This is a genomic window from Erythrobacter sp. WG (genome assembly GCF_026586795.1).
Lineage (GTDB): Bacteria > Pseudomonadota > Alphaproteobacteria > Sphingomonadales > Sphingomonadaceae > Erythrobacter.
This window is the reverse complement of the sequence record NZ_JAPFGY010000009.1, coordinates 38,592-59,394: the sequence shown is the minus strand read 5'-3', so window position 1 is coordinate 59,394 and position 20,803 is coordinate 38,592. Positions and strand designations below refer to the sequence as shown.

The following is a 20,803-nucleotide window of genomic DNA, read 5'->3' as shown; positions in this document are numbered from 1 at the left end:
TACGGCCCACGCCCACCCCCGGCCCCTCCCGCGAGCGGGAGGGGAGAATTCAGGCGCACCGCTCAAATCTTCCACCCCGAATGGATCGCCACCAGCCCGCCCATGATCGGCTCGACCCGGGTGTTGGCGAAGCCCGCGCCGGCGATCATCTGCTCGAAGGCCGGCATCGGCGGGAACTTGCGGATCGATTCGGCGAGATAGCGGTAGGAATCCGCGTCCCCCGCGATCGCCTGGCCCATGCGCGGCAGCAGGTGCTCGGAATAGAGGTCGTAGGCCTCCTTCAGCCCCGACCACTCGACGGTCGAGAACTCGAGGCAGAAGAACCGCCCGCCGGGGCGCAGCACCCTGAGCGCCTCCTTCAGGGCGCGGTCGATGTGGGTGACGTTCCGGATGCCGAAGGCGATGGTGTAGGCGTCGAAGCTGTTCGAGGCAAAGGTCACCTCCTCGGCGTTTTGGCGGGTGAAGACGAGGCTGCCGTCCTCCTCCGAGAAACCCCGCTCCAGCGCGCGTTCGGCGCCGACGTCGAGCATGTCCTGGTTGATGTCGGCGACCGTGATGTGCGCGCCGCGGGCGGCCATGCGGAACGCGATGTCCCCGGTGCCGCCCGCCATGTCGAGGATCTGCTCGCCGGGCCGGGGCTTCACGCGGCGCACGAAGCGGTCCTTCCACAGCCGGTGCATCCCGCCCGACATCGCATCGTTCATGATGTCGTACTTCTTCGCGACGCTGGAGAAGACCTCGCCGACCTTGCGGGTCTTTTCCTGCGGGGTGACTTGCTGGTAGCCGAAGGAGACGGTTTCGTCGGTGGTGTCGCTCATGCGCGGTTCCCTAGAGGGAATTGCCCCATAGGCAAAGGGTGATAGAGGCAATCGGAGTTGCGTTCGCCGCGCCGCCCGCCCCCCGCCCTTCCACCCGGATGATGTCCCGGTAGGCTCCGGTCGGAAGGGCCGGGGAGCCGGCGGCGCGGTCCGTGAGCGAAAGCGAACACAAGCAAGATGCCTGAACTCCCCGAAGTCGAGACCACCGTCCGCGGCCTCGCCCGGTTCCTCGAGGGCGAGCGGATCACCCGCGTGACGCTGAACCGCGCGGACCTGCGCCGCCCCTTCCCCGCCGATCTCGTGCAGGTGATGACTGGCGCCACCATCACCGCGCTCGGGCGGCGGGCCAAGTACGGCCTCGTGCACCTCGACCGCGACATGACGATGATCTTCCACCTCGGTATGAGCGGGCGCTGGCGGATCGATCCCGAGACGCCGGACAGCCACGATCACCTGCTGCTAGACACCGCCGCGCACCGCTTCGCGCTGTGCGATCCGCGGCGCTTCGGTTCGGTCGACCTGGTGGCGACCGAGGCGCTGGAGGCTTGGCCGCAGTTCGCCGCGCTCGGGCCGGAGCCGCTGGGGCCGGGGCTGACGGCGGCGCATCTCAAGGCCGCGCTGAAGGGCAAGGTGCTCTCGATCAAGCTCGCCCTCCTCGACCAGCGGATCGTCGCCGGGCTCGGCAATATTTACGTGTGCGAGGCGCTGTGGCGGGCGGGCATCCGGCCCACCAAGCCCGCTGGCAAGGTCACCGGGCCGCAGCTTGCAAGGCTCGTGCCCGCGATCGTCGCGGTGCTCGAGGCCTCGATCCGCGACGGCGGCTCGACCTTGCGCGACTATGCCCGGCCCGATGGCGAGCTCGGCTACTTCGCCTCTTCCTTCGACGTCTACGGCCGCGACGGCGAGCCCTGTCGGCGCGCGGACGGCGGGACGATCAGGCGCATCGCGCAGGGCGGGCGCAGCACATGGTACTGTCCCGTTTGCCAGAAGTGAGGCCCGCTCGCGCAAGGCTCCAAGGGAATCGTTGACCTTCGGGGCCATTCTGACTATGTGCGCCGCTTTCCGGCGGTTGGGCCCTGCGTCCGCTCGCCCTTTTTCGAGCACACCGCCACCCCATCCCCGGTCGCTTGCCGCGGCCCCGAACCAAACGCGAGACAGACGAGACATCATGGCCAATACGCCGCAAGCCAAGAAGCGCATCATCCGCAATGCCAACCGCGCCGCCATCAACGGCGCGCGGATCAGCCGCATCCGCAGCTTCATCAAGAAGGTCGAAGCGGCCTGCGAAGCGGGCGACAAGGAAGCGGCTGCCGCGGCGCTCAAGGCGGCCCAGCCGGAGATGGCCCGCGGCGTGGCGCGTGGCGTGCTCCACAAGAACACCGTGGCGCGCAAGATGTCGCGCCTGACGCGCCGCGTCGCGACGCTCTGATTCGGGACGCGATTCGGTCCTAACCTGAAGCAGGATTCCCGCTTCGGGAGGGTTCGAGGATTTAGCGGGGCCGCGCTCTTCGGGCGCGGCCCCTTTGCTTGTGCAAACTGCAACCGCCCACTCAGTAGCAAATCCTAGGAATTCTCGCGATTCGCGATGGCTGACCGAGTGTTTTTCAACAATTTCAAAGGCTTCAACGCAAGTCTGCGGCACAGCACCGAGTCAACCTGAATATTTCACTTTTTTTAAAAGTCCGCGCTTGCGCAAAGCCGCCGAGGCTTCCTAACAAGGACCTCCACCCGGCGCGGGACAGTCCGGGTGTTTTACAAACTGGCCGACAGGGGGGTTCCGCGGAATCGATGATTCCGCGGTAGGGAAAGGCAGTGCCTGTCGCAGTGGGATGTCGAAGGTGTTTGCGTGGCCGCATGGCTGCGCGGACCGCGTGTGAATTGGGGATGAGCTTGTGCACAGGACTGACAAGGCGCGCGTTGCCGGCCGCCATGCCGACGAACATCTGATGGAAGATGCCGAAGCCGTTAATCTCGCCGCCGATTGGTCCGATATCAGCCAGGGCCTGCGCAAGGATCTGGGCCACCAGCTGCACAGCCAGTGGATCAAGCCGATCCAGCTGGGCGCGCTGAACCGCGAGTGCGGCACGCTCGACCTGTACCTGCCGACCGAGTTTTCTGCCAACTGGGTGCGTGATCGTTTCCACGACCGGCTCCAGCTCGCCTGGAGCATCGCGCGCTCGGAAGTGCGCAAGGTCAACATCATGGTCCACCCGGGCCGCCGCCAGCTGCCCGACCTGCGTCTCGACGATGGCCGCCGACCCGCCAACGACGGCGCGAGCGCCATTGCCATGGCGGCAGGCGCGCTGGGCGATGCGACCTTCACCTCGTCGGTGGGCCTTGATCCCTCGCTGACCTTCGCCGCCTTCGTCACCGGCGAGGCGAACGTCCTCGCCTGCAACGCGGCGCAGCGCATGGCCGCGCTCGAACAGCCGCAGTTCTCGCCGCTCTACCTCAAGGCGGCGACGGGTCAGGGCAAGACCCACCTGCTCCATGCGATCGGCCACGGCTATCTCCACGCCCACCCCCGGGCGCGCATCTTCTACTGCTCGGCCGAGCGCTTCATGGTCGAATTCGTCCAGGCGCTGAAGTCGAGCCAGACGATCGAGTTCAAGGCGCGCCTCAGGTCCTTCGACCTGCTGCTGGTCGACGACATCCAGTTCATCATCGGCAAGGCGAGCGCGCAGGAAGAGCTGCTCTACACGATCGACGCGCTGCTCGCCGAGGGCAAGCGGCTGGTGTTCGCCGCCGACCGTGCCCCGCAGGCGCTCGACGGGGTCGAGCCGCGCCTCCTCAGTCGCCTGTCGATGGGCCTCGTCGCCGACATCCAGCCCGCCGACATCGAGCTGAGGAAGAAGATCCTCGTCAGCAAGCTGGTCCGCTTCGCGCCACTCTCCGTGCCCGAGGACGTCGTGGACTTCCTCGCCCGCACCATCACCCGCAACGTGCGCGAGCTGGTGGGCGGCCTCAACAAGCTGATCGCCTATGCGCAGCTGACGGGCCAGGATGTCTCGTTGCAACTCGCCGAGGAGCAGCTCACCGACATCCTCTCGGCCAACCGGCGCCGCATCACCATCGACGAGATCCAGCGCACGGTCTGCCAGTTCTACCGCATCGACCGCTCCGAGATGAGCTCCAAGCGCCGCGCCCGCGCGGTGGTGCGCCCGCGGCAGGTGGCGATGTACCTCTCCAAGGTGCTCACGCCGCGTTCCTACCCGGAGATCGGCCGCAAGTTCGGCGGGCGCGACCACTCGACGGTGATCCACGCGGTGCGCCTCATCGAGGACCTGCGCCAGCGCGATGCCGACATGGACGGCGACGTCAGAAGCCTGCTGCGCCAGCTGGAGAGCTGATTTTTCGCACCCACCCCTAACCCCTCCCGCAGGCGGGAGGGGGATTGGAAGCGCGACCAACTCCCCTCCCGCCTGCGGGAGGGGCTTGGGGGTGGGAACGGCAAGACTTCACCACCTTCTCCCCGCACTTTCGACAACCCCCTCAACAGGGTTGTCGACAGGCGGTCCACAGGCTGTAAACAGCTTTTCCATGGCTTCCGAACGCCTTTCCCCTGACCTTGTCGACCTGCCTTCGGCGGCTGTTCCCGCCCTCCTGCGCGGGGCGAAGGGGTGCTGTCCGCGCTGCGGGGAGGCACGATTGTTCGCTAAGTGGCTGAAGCCCGTCGATCATTGCGCCCATTGCGGCCAGGACTGGTCGCTCCAGCGGGCCGACGACTTTCCGGCCTATATCGGCATCTTCGTGGTCGGCCACCTGCTTGCGCCGGTGGTGATCGCGATGATCGCGACGTGGCATCTGTCCGCTGCCCTCACGCTCGCAATCACCCTGCCGGTCGCGGTCGTCATGCTCGTCGCGATGCTCCAGCCGTCCAAGGGCGCGGTGATCGCCTTCATGTGGTGGCAGGGCATCGGCGCCTTCCGCCAGGAGCGCCGCGTGCCGGAGGACCTGCGCGAATGAGCCTGTCCCCGGCGCGGCTCGACCGCTTCGCCCGCCACATCGTGCTGCCCGAGGTGGGCGGCGCGGGGCAGGTGCGCCTTGCCGAATCGCGGGTGGCGGTGATCGGCCTCGGCGGGATCGGCTCGCCCGCGCTTCAATATCTCGCGGCGAGCGGGATCGGCCACTTCGCGCTGGTCGACGATGATGTGGTCGAGACTTCCAACCTCCAGCGTCAGACGATCTTCACCACCCGCGACGTGGGCTACGGCAAGGCGGTCTCGGCGCGGCGCTGGCTCGCGAACTTCGACGACACCCTCACGGTCGACGTCTCGGACGCGCGGATCACGCCGGACAATGCCGCCAGCCTGATCGCCGGGGCCGACCTCGTGCTGGACGGCACGGACAACTTCGCCACGCGGCTTGCCGTCTCGGATGCCTGCGTCGCGGCCGGCATCCCGCTGCTCTCGGCCGCCGTGGGCCGCTTCCAGGGCCAGGTCGCCGCCTTTGCCGGGCACTTGGCCGAAGAGGCCTGCTACCGCTGCTTCGTCGGCGATGCCTTCGACGCCGAGGATTGCGACACCTGCGCGGACGACGGGATGCTCGGCGCGATGGCCGGCTGGGCCGGCACCTTCGCGGCGCTCCAGGCGGTGAAGGTGCTGCTCCAAGGCGTAAGCACTCTTGGCGAGCCCGGCTGGGGGCGCCTGCACGTGCTCGACGGGCTCGAGCCGTCCTTGCGCACGATCCGCATCGCCAAGGATCCTGCCTGCCGCACCTGCGGCGCCTGAGGCATCGTCCTGCCTCGCGCCCGCCACAGCGCGGCACGCTTTGTGTGCGCGACACGGAACATCGCGAGCCCGCAACCGGTCAGCCTCACCCCACCCAAGGAGGCTACCCATGCAGAATTTCGACATCGTCGGGGCGCTTGCGTTCTTCACGATCGGTGCCGTGCTGGTGTTCGGCATCATCTCGTGGATGCGCGCCAAGAAGGCCAAGGACCATCACGAGGGCGCTGCGGTTGCCGATCGGCAGCGCATGGACGACGGCCGCGCCGTCCGCGATCAGCGCTCCACCGACCCCGACAGCACGCTGCCCGCCGATCGCGTCGCGCCGACCGATGGCGGACGCAGCTGGAGCAAGGAGCGCGGCGCCAACCCGCCGACGCCGACTACCCAGACGTCTCCCGACTGAGCACCTCCTCGACCCAGGCGGGCACCAGCGCGCTCGCCGGGCCGAGGCGGCTCTCATGGAACAGGCGCGAGCCTTCCGAGGGCTCGAGATTGAGCTCGAGCGTGCGCGCCCCGTTGGCACGCGCCTCGGCGACGAAGCCGGCGGCAGGATAGACCGCGCCGCTCGTGCCGATACTGACGAAGAGGTCGCACGTCTCGAGCGCCGCGTAGATCGTTTCCATCCGGTAGGGCATCTCGCCGAACCACACGACGTCGGGACGCAGATGGCGGGCCTGGCAGACCGGGCACGGCGGGCGGTCGATGAGCGGCGCCTCCCAGCGCGAGCGCATCCCGCAGGCGCTGCACAGGGCGCTCTTGAGCTCGCCATGCATGTGCAGCACCCGCGCCGCACCGCCGCGTTCGTGGAGGTCGTCGACGTTTTGCGTTACGAGCAGCAATTCGCCCGCAAATTCTCGCTCCAGCCTCGCGAGCGCCACGTGCGCCGGGTTGGGCTCCACCCCGGCGAGCGCCGCACGCCGCATATCGTAGAAGCCGAGCACGAGATGGGGATCGCGCGCGAAGCCTTCGGGCGTGGCGACGTCCTCGACGCGGTGCTGCTCCCACAGCCCCCCGGCCGAGCGGAAAGTGTCGATCCCGCTCTCCGCCGAAATCCCGGCGCCGGTGAGGATGACGATGCTGTTCGCGCTTGCGCTCAAATCCCACTCCGTTCGGGCGGAGCCCTTCGTCGGGTTCAGGGCCTGCTTGTCGAAGCCCTGCCGTTTCTTCAAAGGGGGTAGAAGGAAAGACGGTCCTTCGACAAGCTCAGGACGAACGGGGAATTGGCGAAGATGCTGCAATTCGGGGTGATCGGGCACAAGGGCCGGATGGGCCGCGCGCTGGAGGCCGCAATCGCCGATGCCGGGCACGTGCTCGCGGTCGGGATCGATGCCGGCGAGAGCCTCGCGCCGCACGCCGGCGGTTGCGATGTGCTGATCGACTTCTCGGCACCTGCCGCGCTCGCCGACAGCCTTGCCGCAGCGCGGGAAGCGGGCAAGCCGATCCTGGTCGGAACCACGGGGCTGGAGGCCGCGCACTTCGCGCTTCTGGACGAATCGGCGGGCGCCGTGCCCGTGCTGCAATCGGGCAATTTCTCGCTCGGGGTCACCCTTCTGGCCCACCTCGTGCGCGAGGCGGCGGCGCGGCTCGGGAGCGACTGGGACATCGAGGTGCTCGAGATGCACCACCGCATGAAGGTCGATGCCCCCTCGGGCACCGCCAAGCTGCTCGGCGAGGCGGCGGCGGCAGGCCGCGGCATCGCGCTCGCGGACAACATGGAGAGCGGCCGCCACGGCATGACGGGCGCGCGCAAGGAGGGCGCGATCGGCTTTGCCACCCTGCGCGGCGGCACCGTGGCGGGCGAGCATTCGGTGATCTTCGCCGGAAGCGAGGAGCGCCTCGTGCTGTCGCACTCGGCGGAAAATCGCATGATCTTCGCGCGCGGCGCGGTGAAGGCGGCGGAGTGGCTCGTCGGCCAAAGCCCGGGCCGCTACACGATGAATGACGTACTGGGGTTGTGATTTAGGGAAAGTCAATGATGGGTCGCAGGTTCGAAGTCGATGAAGAATCATTGCCATATCTGCCCGGAATGATGTTGGCTGTCATCGAAGCGCTCAAAGATCTAGGCGGATCGGCAACGATCCAAGAGCTCGACGAAAGAGTTGTAGAGCTTGAAGGCGTCACCGAGATTGAACAATCCTACCAGATGAAGGGATCTGACAATCGTCCGCGCGTTAACTACTATCTCGCTTGGGCAAGGACATACCTCCGCCGAGGCGGCGCGATCGAGAATTCAGCTCGTGGTGTATGGGCGCTTACGGATCAAGGCCAAGGCATTCGTTCGGTCAAAGAAACGCAAGCGATTTACGACCAAGTCGGCTTGGAAGAGCGCGAGAAAGCTCGGCTAAAGCGCCTTGCCCAGAAAAATGCTGCTCCGCCCATCGAAGAACTGGAAGATCAAGGGCCGGGTGAGGAGGAGGACTGGAAAGGAAAGCTCCTAACTGTATTGGGAGCGATGCACCCCAGCGCATTCGAACGCCTTTCGCAGCGCTTGCTGCGTGAAGCAGGCTTTACGAAGGTAGAAGTACGCGGGAAGTCAAATGATGGTGGTATAGACGGACTTGGTGTTCTGCGTGTGAACTTAGTTTCGTTCCAAGTCTACTTTCAGTGCAAGCGCTGGATCGGAAGCGTCGGATCGAAGGAAATTCGAGACTTTCGCGGCGCGGTCCAAGGGCGTGCCGACAAAGGGCTGTTCATCACAACGGGCCACTTTACCAGCCAAGCATCTGATGAGGCTACGAGAGATGGAGCTATCGCCATCGACCTTATAGACGGAGATCGACTTTGCGACTTGTTGAAAGAGAATCGGTTAGGCGTGTCGACGGAGATGATTGAGCGCGTCATCGTCGACGCTGACTGGTTCAATAGCGTCTGAGCCATGACCCGCGACCAGATTTTCGAGTTCTTCCGCCGCCTCGCCGAGGACGATCCGGCGCCGCGCACCGAACTCGAATACGGCAATGCCTACCAGCTCGTCGTGGCGGTGGCGCTGAGCGCGCAGGCGACCGACGTCGGCGTGAACAAGGCCACGCGGGCGCTGTTCGCCAAGGTCGAAACGCCGCAGCAGATGCTGGCGCTCGGCGAGGAGGGATTGAAGGAGCACATCAAGACCATCGGCCTGTTCAATTCCAAGGCCAAGAACGTCATCGCTCTCTCGCGGCTGCTGGTGGAGGAATATGGCGGCGCGGTGCCGGCGACCCGCGAGGACCTCGTCCGGCTGCCGGGCGTCGGGCGCAAGACCGCCAACGTGGTGCTCAACTGCTGGTTCGGGCAGGAGACCTTCGCGGTCGACACCCACATCTTCCGGGTTGGCAACCGCACCGGGCTCGCCAAGGGCAAGACCCCCGATCATGTCGAGGCAAAGCTGGAAAGGCGCGTCCCCCAGCCCTTCCGCCTCCATGCACACCACTGGTTGATCCTGCACGGGCGCTATGTCTGCAAGGCGAGGACGCCGGAGTGCTGGCGATGCAAGGTCGCGGACCTGTGCAGCTTCCGCAAGAAGGTGCTCGCACCGCCGAAGGGCCGCGCCGCAACGGGTGATGCCAGCGTGGATTAAGGCGCGGTTCAAGCGGCGGGCGGATCATCGGGCCGATCAGGTGGAGAGTCTCGCCATGACCACGCGCTTCCTCGCTCTTGCTCCCTTCAGCCTCTTCGCCATTGCGGCCTGCGCCCCGGACCCCGCCGCCGATGCCGCGCGCGCGCAGGCAGAGGGCGCGAGGACACCCGCAGTCACCGTGCTCGGGCCGGGCGAAAGCTGCATCAACCGCTCACAAGTGCGCAACACGGTGGTGCGTTCGGACCGGGTGATCGATTTCGAGATGCTGGGCGGCAAGGTCTACCGCAACACGCTGCGCGATCGCTGCCCGGGCCTCGGCTTCGAACGATCGATCACCTACGAGACATCGATTGATCAGCTGTGCCGGCCGCAGATCGTCTATGTGCTGCAGAACTTCGGCGGCAACTTCCAGCGCGGCGCCGGCTGCTCGCTCGGCGATTTCGTGCCGGTCAGCTACGCGAAGACCTCGAAGGGATGACGCCTGTCAGGCGGTGACGAAGCGCCCGTTCTCGTCGACCCTGTACGGGGTGCGAGCCCTGATCTCCTTGCCATCGACCATGGCGGCCACGAAGCGCGTCTGACCGCCTGCGACATAGGTGCCCACCAGCAGCGCCCCGACCTCGCCCCACACAAGGTTGTTCTCGAAGGCGATGGCAATTGCGCCCGCCGCTGCCTTGGCCAATGCGGGTCTTAGTGCTTTGGGGAGATAGTCGCGCGCGATGGCGACGCCGCCGGATTCGACCTGCGCGACGACCTGAGCCCCGCCCTTGCCGCCATTCTGCCGCCGCACGATTGCGACCGAAGCCGGCCTCGTTGCCGTGGCGTTGGCGTCAAGCGCGCTCGCGATCCCGTGCACACCGCATGAAGCCCCGCCGCCCCCGCGCCGTGCGATCGCGACAGCCCCATCGCCGCCCGTGGCTGTCCCGCCATCGTAAGCGAACACGACGCAGCCGGCACCGCCTTCCGCTGTGCCCTCGTTCCCGCATATGGCGACGCCGTAACGTTCCACCTTGGCGAGGCTTGTCGCATTACCCTTGGCTCCAGCGTAGGCGAGGCCCCCGGGACCTGCCTTGGCCGTGCAGCCTTCACGCACGATAACCGCCACGTTGGCGCTTGCGAGACGATCGATCGACTGCCCGGGTTTACCCGTCTCGACCTCCAGCCAATTGCTTCGCCGCTCTGCGTAAGGATCGAGCTCCATCCCCTGTCCCCCCGGAATAATTTCCCTGATCTCCCGCGCATGAGGATGCCGCGTTTTGCCGGATCGTCAAGCCGGCCGTCGCCAGCGCGGCAGCGGCGTTTCGTGGATCAGGATCTGCGGGTGGCGGGGATGATCGCCCTTCAAGTGGGTGAGGCAATGGAGCGGCTTGCCCGCGCTCTCCAGAATGCGGGCGACCTCGCGCCAGCGATCCGGATGGCTCTTCGGGTGCTTGGTGGCCGCCCCCCAGGCGACGGCGATCACGTCCGCCTCTGCGGCCATCGCGGCGAGGTGCGCATCATTTTCCGGCCCGACGGGATCCGCAACCTCCGCCAGCCGCGCCACCTGCGGCGAGCGCCAGGCGAAGAGGTTGCCGACGATAGCCCGCCCGAAGCCGAGCCGCGCGCACAGGGTCTGCACGCTCGCGATGGTCGGGTCGTCGAATTCCTCGGTCGCCTCGGACGGGTTCATCATCACGATGGCCAGCATCGGCCCCGGCCCCATGATCCGTTCGAGCCGGTAGCGATATCGCCCGCAGGGGGAATAGGCCGCCGGTCCCGGATGGCGGGTCGGCCAGCGCCTCACGCGGCGCGGCCCTCCCGGCGGCGGCGGCCTCAGCCCTTGCCTTCCTCGAAGTTGCTCGGATCGAGTTCCAGCCCCGCGCGGCCATCGGCGGCGGTGTGGGCCGGGGCGTGGGGGAGGTCCATGTCCTCGGCCTCCTCGATCTCGAGCATCCCTTCCCACTTGGTGATGACCGCCGTCGCCACGGCGTTGCCGACCACGTTGGTCGCGGTGCGGCCCATGTCGAGGAACTGGTCGATGGCGAGAATGATCGCCACGCCTTCCACCGGCAGGCCGAACATCGCCAGCGTCCCGGTGATGACCACCAGCGACGCGCGCGGCACGGCGGCGATGCCCTTCGACGAGATCATCAGCGTCAGCAGGATCATGATCTGCGTGCCGATGCTGAGCTCGATGCCGTAAGCCTGCGCGATGAAGATCGTCGCGAAGCTCATGTACATCATCGAGCCGTCGAGATTGAAGCTGTATCCCAGCGGCAGCATGAACCCCGAGATGCGGCGCGGCACGCCGAAGCGGTCGAGCTGCTCGAACAGCTTGGGCAGCGCGGCTTCGGAGGACGCGGTCGAGAAGGCGATCATCAACGGCTGGCGGATGTAGCGGATCAGCGTCCAGATGCGCTTGCCGAGGAACACAGCCCCGGCCGAAAGCAGGATGATCCACAGCAGCACCAGCGAGAAATAGAACTCGGTGAGCAAGGTGAGGTAGGTGCCGAGGATCGCAAGGCCGCTCGCCGCGACCACGTTGGCGAGCGCGCCGAACACCGCGACAGGCGCATAGCGCATCACATAGCCGGTCACTTGCAGCATCATCTCGGCCAGCGCATCGGCGCCCTTGACGAGCGCCTGCCCCCGCTCGCCGATCGCCGATAGGGCGACGCCGGCGAAGATCGCGAAGACGAGGATTTGCAGGATGTTGTTGGTCGCCAGCGCCTCGACCGCGTTCTTGGGGAAGATCGAGAGGATGAAGTCGGTCGCCTTCAGCTCCTTGACCTCGCCGACCGCAGCCGTGGCGGCCGCGACGTCCGGGATCGGCGCGCCGATGCCCGGCTGGAAGACATTGACCAGGAGCAGCCCGAGCCCGATCGAGATGAGGCTGGCGGTGATGAACCAGGTGAGCGCCCGCACCCCGATCCGGCCCAGCGCGGCGCTGTCGCCCATGTGGGCGATGCCGACCACGATGGTGGAAAGCACCAGCGGGGCGACCAGCATCTTGATGAGGTTCAAGAAGATGTCGGACAGCAGCTTCAGCCACGGCGCGACGTCGGACTTGATGACGTCGGCGGGAAGCGTGGTGTTCAGCGCCTGGCCGACTAGGACGCCGAGCACCATGCCGATCAGGATGTAGAGGGTGAGCTTGCGATCCATTGTCCTGAAGTCTCTCCTGCGCGTGACCGCGCGCTAGCCGTCCGTCGGGGCGAGCGCCAGCGCGGCGCGGGCGATGCGGGCGTAGATGCGGGCGAGCACGGCAAGGTCGGGGATCGCCACGGCCTCGTCACGCTTGTGCATGGTGGCGTTGCAGAGGCCGAATTCGATCACCGGGCACAGGCTGCGCAGGAAGCGCGCGTCCGAGGTGCCGCCGGTGGTGCTGAGTTCGGGGACAATGCCCGTCTCGGCCTCCACGGCCGCGCTGACCAGCTTCGAGAAGGCGCCGGGCTCGGTCAGGAACGGCTCGCCCGAGATTACGGGCCGCGCCTTGCCGCCGTGCCGCTCGGCGATCGCGCAGACGCGGTCGGACAGGCTCTTGCCGGTGTGGAGGTCGTTGAAGCGGATCGAGACACGCGCCTGCCCCAGCGGGGGGATGACGTTGGTCGCCTTGTTGCCCACCGCGATGTCGGTAATCTCGAGGTTGGAGGGCTGAAACCACGCCGTCCCGGTATCGAGCGTCAGGGCGTCGAGTTCGGAAAGGATCGCGACCAGCCGGGGCAGCGGGTTGTCGGCGAGGTGCGGGTAAGCGACGTGGCCCTGCGTGCCCTCGACGGTGATCCAGATGTTGACCGAGCCGCGCCGCCCGATCTTCACCATGTCGCCGAGCCGGTTTACGCTGGTGGGCTCGCCGACGAGGCACAGGTCGGGGCGGTGGCCTTCGCCTTCCATCCAGTCGATCAGCGCGCGGGTGCCGTGGAGCGCAGGACCTTCCTCGTCGCCGGTGATGATGAAGCTGATCGTGCCGGCCTCGCGCGGGACCTCGGCAGCGGCGGCGACCATCGCGGCGATCGCCCCCTTCATGTCGACCGCCCCGCGCCCGTGGAGCAATTCGCCGCGCACCTGGGGTTCGAAAGGATCGGAGGACCACCCCTCGCCCGGCGGCACGACGTCGAGGTGGCCGGCGAAGGCGAAATGGCGCGAGCCTGCGGGACCGGGCCGCCACGCGAAGAGGTTCTCGACCGGCGCCTCGTCGCTGCCGTCCGCCCCCGCGCCGCGGGTGAAGCGGTGGACCGCGAAGCCCAGCGGTACCAGCATCGCCTCGAGCTCGGCGAACACCGGCCCGGTTGCGGGGGTCACGGAAGGCGCGGCGATCAGGCGCTTGGCAAGGTCGAGAGCGTCGAGCATGGTTTGCCGGGCCTAGCAGGAGTTGCCGGAAATGCCCAAGCTCGATCTCGCAAGCATCCCGCACACCAACGCGACAGGCTATCCGCCGCCCTTCGATACGGCGGTGGAGGGGCGCTGGTATCGCCGCCTCGCGCCGGTGGCGGGCCTCACCCTGATGGGCGCGAGCCACGTCACCCTTCTCCCCGGCGCGTTCTCGTCGCAGCGCCACTGGCACAGGGGGCAAGACGAACTGGTGGTGATCCTCGATGGCGAGGCGGTGCTGATCGACGACGCGGGCGAGACACCCGTGGGGCGGGGCGACATTCTTGCCTTCCCCGCGGGCGAGGCGAACGGGCACCACCTCCATAACCGCTCGGACACCCCCTGCGTGTTCGTGGCGATCAGCGCCGGTGCGCGCGAGGCCGACAGCGGCGAATATCCCGACATCGACATGGTCTTCGACGCCGCCGGCTATGCCCGCAAGGACGGCACCCGCTACGAGGCCCGGCGCCTGCCGTGATCGACCTCGCCGGCTTTGCCCTTGCGGTGCTGATCGTCGAGATCACGCCGGGCCCCAACATGGCATGGCTGGCGACGCTGACAATCGCCGAGGGACGCCGCGCCGGCGTGGGGGCGGTTGCGGGGATCGCTCTCGGCCTCGCCGGCAACGCCGTGCTGAGCGTGCTGGCGGCGGGCGTCATCCTCGCCAGTGACGGGGCGATCTCGCGGGGCGTGTCGCTGGCGGCGGCGGCGATGATGGCATGGCTCGCGTGGGAGGCGTGGCGCGACAGCGGCGAGAGCTCGCAGGCCGCCGCACCCAGGGCCGCAACCGGCCGCCACGCGCTCGCGGGCTTCGTCATCAACCTGCTCAATCCCAAATCGGCGCTGTTCCTCATCACCGTCATGCCGCAATTCGTCAGCGGCGGGCGGCCCACATTCGCCGAGGGGCTGACCCTTGGCGCGGTCAGCGTCACCATAGCCACCGCCATTCACCTCGCGCTGGTGCTCGGTGCCGGACGCGCGCGGGGAGTGCTGATGGCCGAGGCCAGCGCCGGGATGGTGCGCCGGGTGCTGGCGCTCGCGATGCTCGGCGTGGCCGCCTGGTTCCTGGCGAAGGCCTTCGCCTAGGGGCGCCGCGGTGCCTCGGGCACATTCAGCGGGCCCGGAGCGAAGGCGCTTTCAAGGAGGCCGGCGATCCTGAGCCCCGCCTGCACGACGCGCGACCGCGCAAGCGGCACGGCGCGCGCGATATCGTCCTGGGACAGAACGATGCGTTCCGGCAGCGTCTCGTCGCACGGCGCCTGCGTGTCGAAGGCGGTGGGATAGACGAAACTGCGCGCGATCTCCCAGCTCTCGCGGCCCCAGTCGTCGGGCGTGCCCCCGGCAAACTCCGCGCGCTCTGCGGGGGTATAGGCGCGCACCACTGGGTCGGCCGGATCGCTGATCGCCCGCTCGGCCAGCGGGCCGTCCCAGATCGAATGCAGGTTCAGCCCCGGCTTGATCCCGTAATCGGCCTTCACCGCGTTGCCGCCCTGATCGTCGTTATCGCCCGAATGGAGCGGCATATGCACATCGCCCGCAAAATGGACCATGAAGGCGAGCGCCTCCAAACGCACCGCCGCCGGCAGGCGCTCGTCGGCGAGGACGCGGTGGGCGCGGACGATCTGCGCGGTCACGCAGTTGCCGCCCGCACAGTTCGCCTTCGGGTCGAAGGCCTTGCAGATCGGCGCAGTGCGATAATGCCAGGCGAAGGTGTAGCCCCAGCGCCAGCTCTGCCCGCGCAGACAATCGGCCCACACCGCCGCATCCTCGAGCGTCTTGAGCGGACATTCGGGCGTGCCCAGCGCCTTCTCGTGCACGAGCAGCGCGCGGACCTTGGCGCGCACTTGCGGCGACACGTTGGCCATCGCGATCGAGGCTGTCTGGCGGTGGCCATATTCACCCCATGCGCCAGCCTGCACCGGAGCCAGCAGCGCGGCAAGCGCCGCAAGGGCAAGCGCCAGCCGCCGCATCACACCTGCTCGTATTGTTCGATCACCCATTCCTCGTGCTCCGCCGCGCCGATCCATTCGGCCATCCAGTCATGCTCCCAGATCGCCTGCATATAGGCCTGGGCGAAGCCGGGGACGCCGATCCCGTAGGTGACGAAGCGCGTCACCACCGGAGCGTAGAAGATGTCCGCCGCGCCGAAGGTGCCGAACAGATAGGGCCCGGCGCTGCCGTGCCGCGCGCGCGCCTCGGCCCACAGGGTGAGGATCCGCACGATATCGGCGCGGGTCTGCTCCGAGAGGCCGGGCAGTTCCACGCGGCGGCGGATGTTCATCGGCAGTTCTTTGCGCAGGGTGACGTAGCCCGAGTGCATCTCGCAGACCATCGCCCGGGCCATGGCGCGGGCCGCCTCGTCCTTGGGCCAGTAACGGGTCCGCCCCACCTTGTCGGCGAGGTATTCGAGGATCGCAAGGCTGTCCCACACCACCGCCTCGCCGTCCCACAGGATCGGCACCTTGCCGCTGGAGGGCTGCACCTCGCCCATGTCGTGCTTCAGCCGGTCCCACTCCTCGCCCATGATCGGCACGGTCAGTTCCTCGAACGAGAGGCCCGATTGCTTGACCGCCAGCCAGCCGCGCAGGGACCAGCTCGAATAGTTCTTGTTGCCGATGATGAGTTTCATGTCCGCCTGCTCCACCTTGCCGGGACCGATTTGCGGCTGCCGTAGATATTCAGGCTGGCGCTGTCGAGGCTGAACGGTCTATCGCAAATCAACCTTTGCCGGAGCGAAATCGATGACCCTGCCCCCCTTCCACCTCGCCTTCCCGGTCGACGATCTCGCCGCCGCGCGCCGCTTCTACGGCGAAGTGATGGGCTGCGCGGAGGGACGCTCGTCCGACGAATGGATCGATTTCGATTTCCACGGCCACCAGATCGTCGCGCACCTCGCACCCGGTCAGGCCGGGGACCGGGCGAGCAACCATGTCGACGGCCACGGCGTCCCCGTTCCGCACTTCGGCCTGGTGCTGACGATGGAGGCGTGGGAGGCGCTCGCCGAGCGCCTGCGCGCGGGGGGCTGCGCGTTCGTGATCGAGCCGACCATCCGCTTCAAGGGCCTGCCGGGCGAGCAGGCGACGATGTTCCTGCGCGACCCGGCAGGCAACGCACTCGAGTTCAAGGCCTTTGCCGATCCCGCCAAACTGTTCGCGACCGCCTGACCTGCCCCGCCGGGCGGGCCGCAGGACCTTGCCGACCCGCGAAACGTTGCCAGCAAAACGCCCGCTGACCAGCGCGCCGGCGCCCATCGGGGACAGTAATGCGAACAAAGTGCTCAATCTGGGTCAAATGATGGAACCGATCGGGCCGCTGCACAGTTTGAACTTTATGTCCAACGCTATCCTCATCGTCGAAGACGAGATGCTCGTCGCGCTCGAGATGCAAAGCATCCTCGAAGATCACGGCTATGAGGTCCTGGGCCTTGCCGCCGATCTGAAAGGCGCAATGGCCTATGCCGAACGCGGCGTCGCCCTCGCGCTCGTCGATCTGAACCTGCGCGATGGCCTCACCGGGCCGGAAATCGGCGCGCGTCTCGCCAACCAGTTCAAGACGGCGGTGCTGTTCGTCACCGCCAACCCGCGCCTCCTGGGTGATGGCGTTGCCGGAACGATCGGCGTGCTCACCAAGCCGACCGATGAGCGCAGCCTGCTGTCGGCGGTGCGGTTCGCGCTGGCGCGGCGCAGCGGCGAGGCGACGGAAGCGCCGCCGTTCATCCGCTGCTTCGGCTGATCATTCGCGGTAGAGCCGCTCCGCCAGCACCCGCACCCTGACCGTCAGCCCCTCGGGCGCCCATTCACGCTCGATCTCCCCGCCCAGCTGGTTGACGATGCTAATGTCGGTGAGCTGCGTCCCGAACCCGGTCTTGGCCGGTGCGGTGACGGCGGGGCCCCCGCTTTCCTGCCAGGTGATGACCACGTCCCCGTCTTCGCGCGCGGTGCGGATGTGCACCCGCCCCTCCGGCACGGACAGGGCGCCATATTTCGCGGAGTTGGTGGCCAGTTCGTGGAAGGCGAGCCCGAGCGGGGTAGCGCCGCGATCGTCGACCGTGAATTCCTCGCCCTCGATCGCCACGCGCCCTTCCTCGAGCGCCGGATAGGGCCGCAGGAGCTGTTGCAGCAGTTCGGAAAGCTGGTGCGGGCCGTCATGCGGCGCGCTTTCCATGCTGTGCGGGCGCACGTAGTCGTGCGCCCGGCCCAGCGCCGCGACCCGCGCCTGGAGCTGGCGCGCGAGATCCTTGATGGCGGGATAGTGCCGCGCGGAAATCCCGATGATGCCGTTGAGCACCGCGAAGATGTTCTTGATCCGGTGGCTCAATTCGCGGCTGAGGATGGCGTTCTGCTCGGCGATCTGCTTGTGCTCGTGGATCTCGGTGCAGGTGCCGACCCAGCGGATGATCGCCCCGTCGTCGCCGCGGATCGGCAGGGCACGGCCGAGTGTCCAGCGGTATTCGCCGCTGTGGTGGCGCAGGCGGTACTCGATCTCGTAAGGCTCGCCCGTCTCGAGGCTGTGCCGCCACACGGCCCAGGCGCGCTCCTGATCGTCCGGGTGGAACATTCCGTTCCAGCCCTCGCCGTCAGTCGAGCCATAGGGCACGCCGGTGAAGGCATACCACTGGGCGTTGTAGTAATCATGCGCGCCGTCGGGCAGGGTCGACCAGACCATCTGCGGCATCGCGTCGGCCAGCTGGCGAAAGCTGATCTGCCCGACGGTCTGCGGACCGGCTTTGTCGATCGATGTCGGCATTGAGTCCCTTATGTCGTGTCGCAGGACCCGGATTGGGGTCATCCACTTGGGTGGGGGGACCTTAGAGCCTGAAGGCCGGGCGACAACCGTTTTGTACCCTTGCCGCGACGACCTGAGGAGGTCGTCGCGCGGCGGGCTCGTCCTAGCCTGCCCAGCCTTCGCCGAGGGCATCGGCGAGGACTGCGGCGCGGAGGGCGGCGATGCCCATGCCCTTCTCGGAGCTGGTGAGGTGGATTGCGGGATGAGCGGCAACGTGCTTCTTGGCCTCGGCCGCCGTCTTCTCGGCGACGGCGGCAAGCTCGCTCGCCTTGATCTTGTCGGTCTTGGTGAGGACGATCCGGTAGCCGACGGCGGCCTTGTCGAGCATCGTCATCATCTCGCGGTCGACCTCCTTGAGGCCGTGCCGGCTGTCGACCAGCACCAGCGTGCGGGCCAGCACCTGCCGCCCGCGCAGGTAGGAATTGACCAGCGCCTTCCACTTCTCGACGACCTTCACCGGTGCCTTGGCAAAGCCATAGCCGGGCATGTCAACGAGCCGGAACAGCGGCAGCGCACCCTCTTCCTCGGGCCTGCCGACGTCGAAGAAATTGAGCTCCTGCGTCCGCCCCGGCGTCACCGAGGCCCGCGCGATCGCCTTCCTGCCGGTGAGCGCGTTGAGGAGCGATGACTTGCCGACGTTGGAGCGCCCGCAGAAGGCGATCTCGGGCACTTGCGGGTCGGGCAGGAACTGGAGCGCCGGCGCCGAGCGCAGGAAATCGACCGGCCCGGAAAAGAGCCGCGATGCCGCTTCCTCGCGGGCCTGCTGTTCGGCTTCGTCCAAAGCGCGCCCTCAGGTCTTCTTCGCTTCCGCCGCAGCCGCCGCCGCGTTCGCCGCCTTCAGCTGCGGGTGGCGCGAATAGAGGTAGCTCTGCTGCGCCACGGTGAGGATGTTCGAGGTGATCCAGTAAAGCAGCAGGCCCGCGGCGAAGGGCGCCATCACGAACATCAGCATCCACGGCATGATCGCGAAGACCTGCTTCTGCACCGGGTCCATCGCGGTGGGGTTGAGGCGGAAGGTCAGCCACATGGTGATCCCCAGCAGGACCGCGAGCGGCCCGATCGCCAGGAACCCGGCCGGGACGGTGTAGGGCAACAGGCCGAACAGGTTGAGGATATGCGCCGGATCGGGCGCGGAAAGGTCGCGGATCCACAGGATGAACGGTTCGTGGCGCATATCGATCGACAGCAGCAGCACCTTGTAGAGCGCGAAGAACACCGGGATCTGGATCAGCATCGGCAGGCAGCCGGACAAGGGGTTCACGTTCTCGTCCTTGTAGAGCTTCATGATCTCCTGCTGCTGGCGCTGCTTGTCGTCCTTGAAGCGCTCCTGGATCTCCTTCATCTTCGGCTGCACGGCCTTCATCGCCGCCATCGAGGCAAAGCCCTTCTGCGCGATCGGGAACATCAGGCCGCGGATCACGACCGTCAGCAGGATGATCGCCACGCCGAAATTGCCGGCGAGCCCGTTCAGGGTGCGCAGCAGCCACAGGATCGGCTTCTCGAAGAACCAGAACCAGCCCCAGCTGATCGCGAGGCCGAAGCGGGTGATGCCGCTCGCCTCGTAGGCGTCGAGCACCTCGCTCTCCTTGGCGCCGGCGTAGAGCCGGGTCTCCTGCGACAGGCTGCCGCCGGCGGGAACGGTGGTGGCGCTATAGAGCAGGTCGGTGCGGAACAGCCCGCCCCCGAGCGAGCGGAAGCCCGCATCGTCGACGTTCACATTGCCCTTGCCGTCGCCCGGGACCAGCGCGGCGAGCCAGTACTGGTCGACAAAGCCGAGCCAGTCGGGCTTGCCCTCGCCCTTGTCGGCACCGAGCTCGGCGAGTTCGGCGTAGGAATGCGGGTCCCACAGCGTGCCGCCGAACACCCCGACCGGGCCGGAATGCGAGGCGAACTGGTCGATGGTCGCCGTCCTGTCGGTGCGCTTGATGAGCGCGAAGGGCTGGACGATCGCCGCATTGCCGCCGGTGTTGCTCACGCTTTGCGTCGCGGTGATCATGTAGTTGGCATCGACCGCGAAACGAATGCGATAGGTGGTTCCGGCCGCGTCGGTGTGGGTGAGCGTCACCGGGCTCGCGGGCGTGAGCTTGGCGCCGTCGGCCTGCCACAGCGTGGTCGAGGGCTGGCGCACCCCGCCGCTGACGAAGCCGAACTCCGCGAAATACTGGTTCGGCGTGCCCTCGGGCGCGAAGAGGCGGACCGGTCCCGAATCCTTCTTCACCGTCTCGCGGTAGTCCTTCAGTTCGATATCGTCGATCCGCGCGCCGACGAGGTTGATCGAGCCGGCAAGGCGGGGCGTGTCGATCGCGACCCGGTTGCCGCCGGAGAGCGCGGCCGTCAGGTCAACCTTGCGCGGGGCCGCCGCAGCCGCTGCCGCATCGGGGCCGAGCGTGGCGGTCCCGCTGCCGCCCCGCGACTGGGTCGCCGCCGCCGTCTGCGCGGCGCTGGGCGGGGTCGCCTGCCCGGACATCGCGGCCTCGGGGTAGAAATAGCGCAACCCCACGTCCCACCCGAGGATCAGCAGGCCCGAAAGCACGACGGCAAGGAGAAGATTGCGGTTGTCCAAGGTG

25 protein-coding genes are annotated in these 20,803 nt (G+C 67.4%); 14 read left to right on the top strand and 11 right to left on the bottom strand.

The annotated features are described in order from the left end of the window. Positions 1–62: 62 nt before the first annotated feature. Positions 63–818, bottom strand: a complete 756-nt coding sequence (locus OPU67_RS06675) for a class I SAM-dependent methyltransferase (protein WP_267618546.1) — start codon at positions 816–818, stop codon at positions 63–65. 177 nt (positions 819–995) lie between these two features. On the opposite strand from OPU67_RS06675, the gene mutM reads away from it, so the two are divergent. From mutM to OPU67_RS06645, 6 genes are all read left to right on the top strand, one after another. Next, the gene (gene mutM, locus OPU67_RS06670) at positions 996–1,811 is read left to right on the top strand and encodes a bifunctional DNA-formamidopyrimidine glycosylase/DNA-(apurinic or apyrimidinic site) lyase (protein WP_267618545.1); all 816 of its coding nucleotides are present in this window, start codon (positions 996–998) and stop codon (positions 1,809–1,811) included. A gap of 175 nt (positions 1,812–1,986) precedes the next feature. Further along, positions 1,987–2,247, top strand: coding sequence for a 30S ribosomal protein S20 (rpsT, locus tag OPU67_RS06665; protein ID WP_267618544.1), 261 nt, complete (start codon positions 1,987–1,989; stop codon positions 2,245–2,247). Positions 2,248–2,764: 517 nt separating this feature from the next. Further along, a complete protein-coding gene (gene dnaA, locus OPU67_RS06660; protein WP_267618543.1) occupies positions 2,765–4,168 on the top strand; it encodes a chromosomal replication initiator protein DnaA in 1,404 nt (467 codons plus the stop codon). 190 nt (positions 4,169–4,358) lie between these two features. After that, entirely contained in the window at positions 4,359–4,784 is a 426-nt protein-coding gene (locus OPU67_RS06655; protein ID WP_267618541.1) for a DUF983 domain-containing protein, read from the top strand. Then, positions 4,781–5,548 (top strand): HesA/MoeB/ThiF family protein, encoded by a 768-nt coding sequence (locus OPU67_RS06650; RefSeq protein WP_267618540.1) that lies wholly within the window; start codon positions 4,781–4,783, stop codon positions 5,546–5,548. Before OPU67_RS06655 ends, OPU67_RS06650 begins: the two co-directional genes overlap by 4 nt. A gap of 109 nt (positions 5,549–5,657) precedes the next feature. Further along, complete coding sequence (locus OPU67_RS06645; RefSeq protein WP_267618539.1) at positions 5,658–5,951, top strand: hypothetical protein; 294 nt, start codon at positions 5,658–5,660, stop codon at positions 5,949–5,951. Here the strand turns inward: OPU67_RS06645 and OPU67_RS06640 are convergent. After that, positions 5,929–6,645: an NAD-dependent deacylase gene (locus tag OPU67_RS06640; RefSeq protein ID WP_267618538.1), complete on the bottom strand. Its 717-nt coding sequence runs from the start codon at positions 6,643–6,645 to the stop codon at positions 5,929–5,931. The two genes, OPU67_RS06645 and OPU67_RS06640, sit on opposite strands and share 23 nt — an antisense overlap. Before the next feature lie 132 nt (positions 6,646–6,777). Between OPU67_RS06640 and dapB the strand changes: the two genes are divergently transcribed. The 4 genes from dapB to OPU67_RS06620 are packed head-to-tail and all read left to right on the top strand — an operon-like array spanning position 6,778 to position 9,579. Next, complete coding sequence (dapB, locus tag OPU67_RS06635; RefSeq protein ID WP_267618537.1) at positions 6,778–7,506, top strand: 4-hydroxy-tetrahydrodipicolinate reductase; 729 nt, start codon at positions 6,778–6,780, stop codon at positions 7,504–7,506. A gap of 14 nt (positions 7,507–7,520) precedes the next feature. Then, entirely contained in the window at positions 7,521–8,420 is a 900-nt protein-coding gene (locus OPU67_RS06630; RefSeq protein WP_267618534.1) for a restriction endonuclease, read from the top strand. Positions 8,421–8,423: 3 nt separating this feature from the next. Further along, positions 8,424–9,101: an endonuclease III gene (gene nth, locus OPU67_RS06625; RefSeq protein WP_267618533.1), complete on the top strand. Its 678-nt coding sequence runs from the start codon at positions 8,424–8,426 to the stop codon at positions 9,099–9,101. Positions 9,102–9,156: 55 nt separating this feature from the next. Next, entirely contained in the window at positions 9,157–9,579 is a 423-nt protein-coding gene (locus tag OPU67_RS06620) for a hypothetical protein (protein ID WP_267618531.1), read from the top strand. A 6-nt stretch (positions 9,580–9,585) separates the two neighbouring features. Here the strand turns inward: OPU67_RS06620 and OPU67_RS06615 are convergent, their stop codons facing one another. The 4 genes from OPU67_RS06615 to dapE all read right to left on the bottom strand — a co-directional run bounded on the left by OPU67_RS06615 (position 9,586) and on the right by dapE (position 13,430). Continuing rightward, complete coding sequence (locus OPU67_RS06615; protein ID WP_267618530.1) at positions 9,586–10,302, bottom strand: hypothetical protein; 717 nt, start codon at positions 10,300–10,302, stop codon at positions 9,586–9,588. Positions 10,303–10,368: 66 nt separating this feature from the next. Further along, complete coding sequence (locus OPU67_RS06610) at positions 10,369–10,884, bottom strand: DUF1643 domain-containing protein (RefSeq protein ID WP_267618528.1); 516 nt, start codon at positions 10,882–10,884, stop codon at positions 10,369–10,371. Between the two features lie 29 nt (positions 10,885–10,913). Beyond that, positions 10,914–12,245 (bottom strand): dicarboxylate/amino acid:cation symporter, encoded by a 1,332-nt coding sequence (locus OPU67_RS06605; RefSeq protein WP_267618527.1) that lies wholly within the window; start codon positions 12,243–12,245, stop codon positions 10,914–10,916. A gap of 33 nt (positions 12,246–12,278) precedes the next feature. Then, positions 12,279–13,430, bottom strand: a complete 1,152-nt coding sequence (dapE, locus tag OPU67_RS06600) for a succinyl-diaminopimelate desuccinylase (RefSeq protein ID WP_267618526.1) — start codon at positions 13,428–13,430, stop codon at positions 12,279–12,281. A gap of 31 nt (positions 13,431–13,461) precedes the next feature. Between dapE and OPU67_RS06595 the strand changes: the two genes are divergently transcribed. Both OPU67_RS06595 and OPU67_RS06590 read left to right on the top strand, forming a co-directional pair. Further along, positions 13,462–13,929 (top strand): cupin domain-containing protein, encoded by a 468-nt coding sequence (locus OPU67_RS06595; RefSeq protein ID WP_267618525.1) that lies wholly within the window; start codon positions 13,462–13,464, stop codon positions 13,927–13,929. Next, on the top strand, positions 13,926–14,537 hold the full coding sequence (locus OPU67_RS06590; RefSeq protein WP_267618524.1) for a LysE family translocator: 612 nt from the start codon (positions 13,926–13,928) through the stop codon (positions 14,535–14,537). Before OPU67_RS06595 ends, OPU67_RS06590 begins: the two co-directional genes overlap by 4 nt. Here OPU67_RS06590 and OPU67_RS06585 read toward each other — a convergent pair. Further along, positions 14,534–15,421, bottom strand: a complete 888-nt coding sequence (locus OPU67_RS06585) for a S1/P1 nuclease (RefSeq protein WP_267618521.1) — start codon at positions 15,419–15,421, stop codon at positions 14,534–14,536. The two genes, OPU67_RS06590 and OPU67_RS06585, sit on opposite strands and share 4 nt — an antisense overlap. Further along, on the bottom strand, positions 15,421–16,080 hold the full coding sequence (locus OPU67_RS06580) for a glutathione S-transferase family protein (protein WP_267618520.1): 660 nt from the start codon (positions 16,078–16,080) through the stop codon (positions 15,421–15,423). The genes OPU67_RS06585 and OPU67_RS06580 overlap by 1 nt, the downstream gene beginning before the upstream one ends. Positions 16,081–16,192: 112 nt before the next feature. On the opposite strand from OPU67_RS06580, the gene OPU67_RS06575 reads away from it, so the two are divergent. Together OPU67_RS06575 and OPU67_RS06570 are read left to right on the top strand one after the other, a co-directional pair. Then, on the top strand, positions 16,193–16,615 hold the full coding sequence (locus OPU67_RS06575; protein WP_267618519.1) for a VOC family protein: 423 nt from the start codon (positions 16,193–16,195) through the stop codon (positions 16,613–16,615). Between the two features lie 28 nt (positions 16,616–16,643). Further along, entirely contained in the window at positions 16,644–17,183 is a 540-nt protein-coding gene (locus OPU67_RS06570; RefSeq protein ID WP_267618517.1) for a response regulator, read from the top strand. On the opposite strand, the gene OPU67_RS06565 is transcribed toward OPU67_RS06570, so the two are convergent. The 3 genes from OPU67_RS06565 to yidC form a co-directional block, all read right to left on the bottom strand. After that, positions 17,184–18,197, bottom strand: coding sequence for a PAS domain-containing protein (locus tag OPU67_RS06565; RefSeq protein ID WP_324255347.1), 1,014 nt, complete (start codon positions 18,195–18,197; stop codon positions 17,184–17,186). 142 nt (positions 18,198–18,339) lie between these two features. Then, positions 18,340–19,017 (bottom strand): ribosome biogenesis GTP-binding protein YihA/YsxC, encoded by a 678-nt coding sequence (gene yihA, locus OPU67_RS06560; RefSeq protein WP_267618515.1) that lies wholly within the window; start codon positions 19,015–19,017, stop codon positions 18,340–18,342. A gap of 9 nt (positions 19,018–19,026) precedes the next feature. Then, positions 19,027–20,799 (bottom strand): membrane protein insertase YidC, encoded by a 1,773-nt coding sequence (gene yidC / locus OPU67_RS06555; protein ID WP_267618513.1) that lies wholly within the window; start codon positions 20,797–20,799, stop codon positions 19,027–19,029. Positions 20,800–20,803 lie beyond the last annotated feature (4 nt).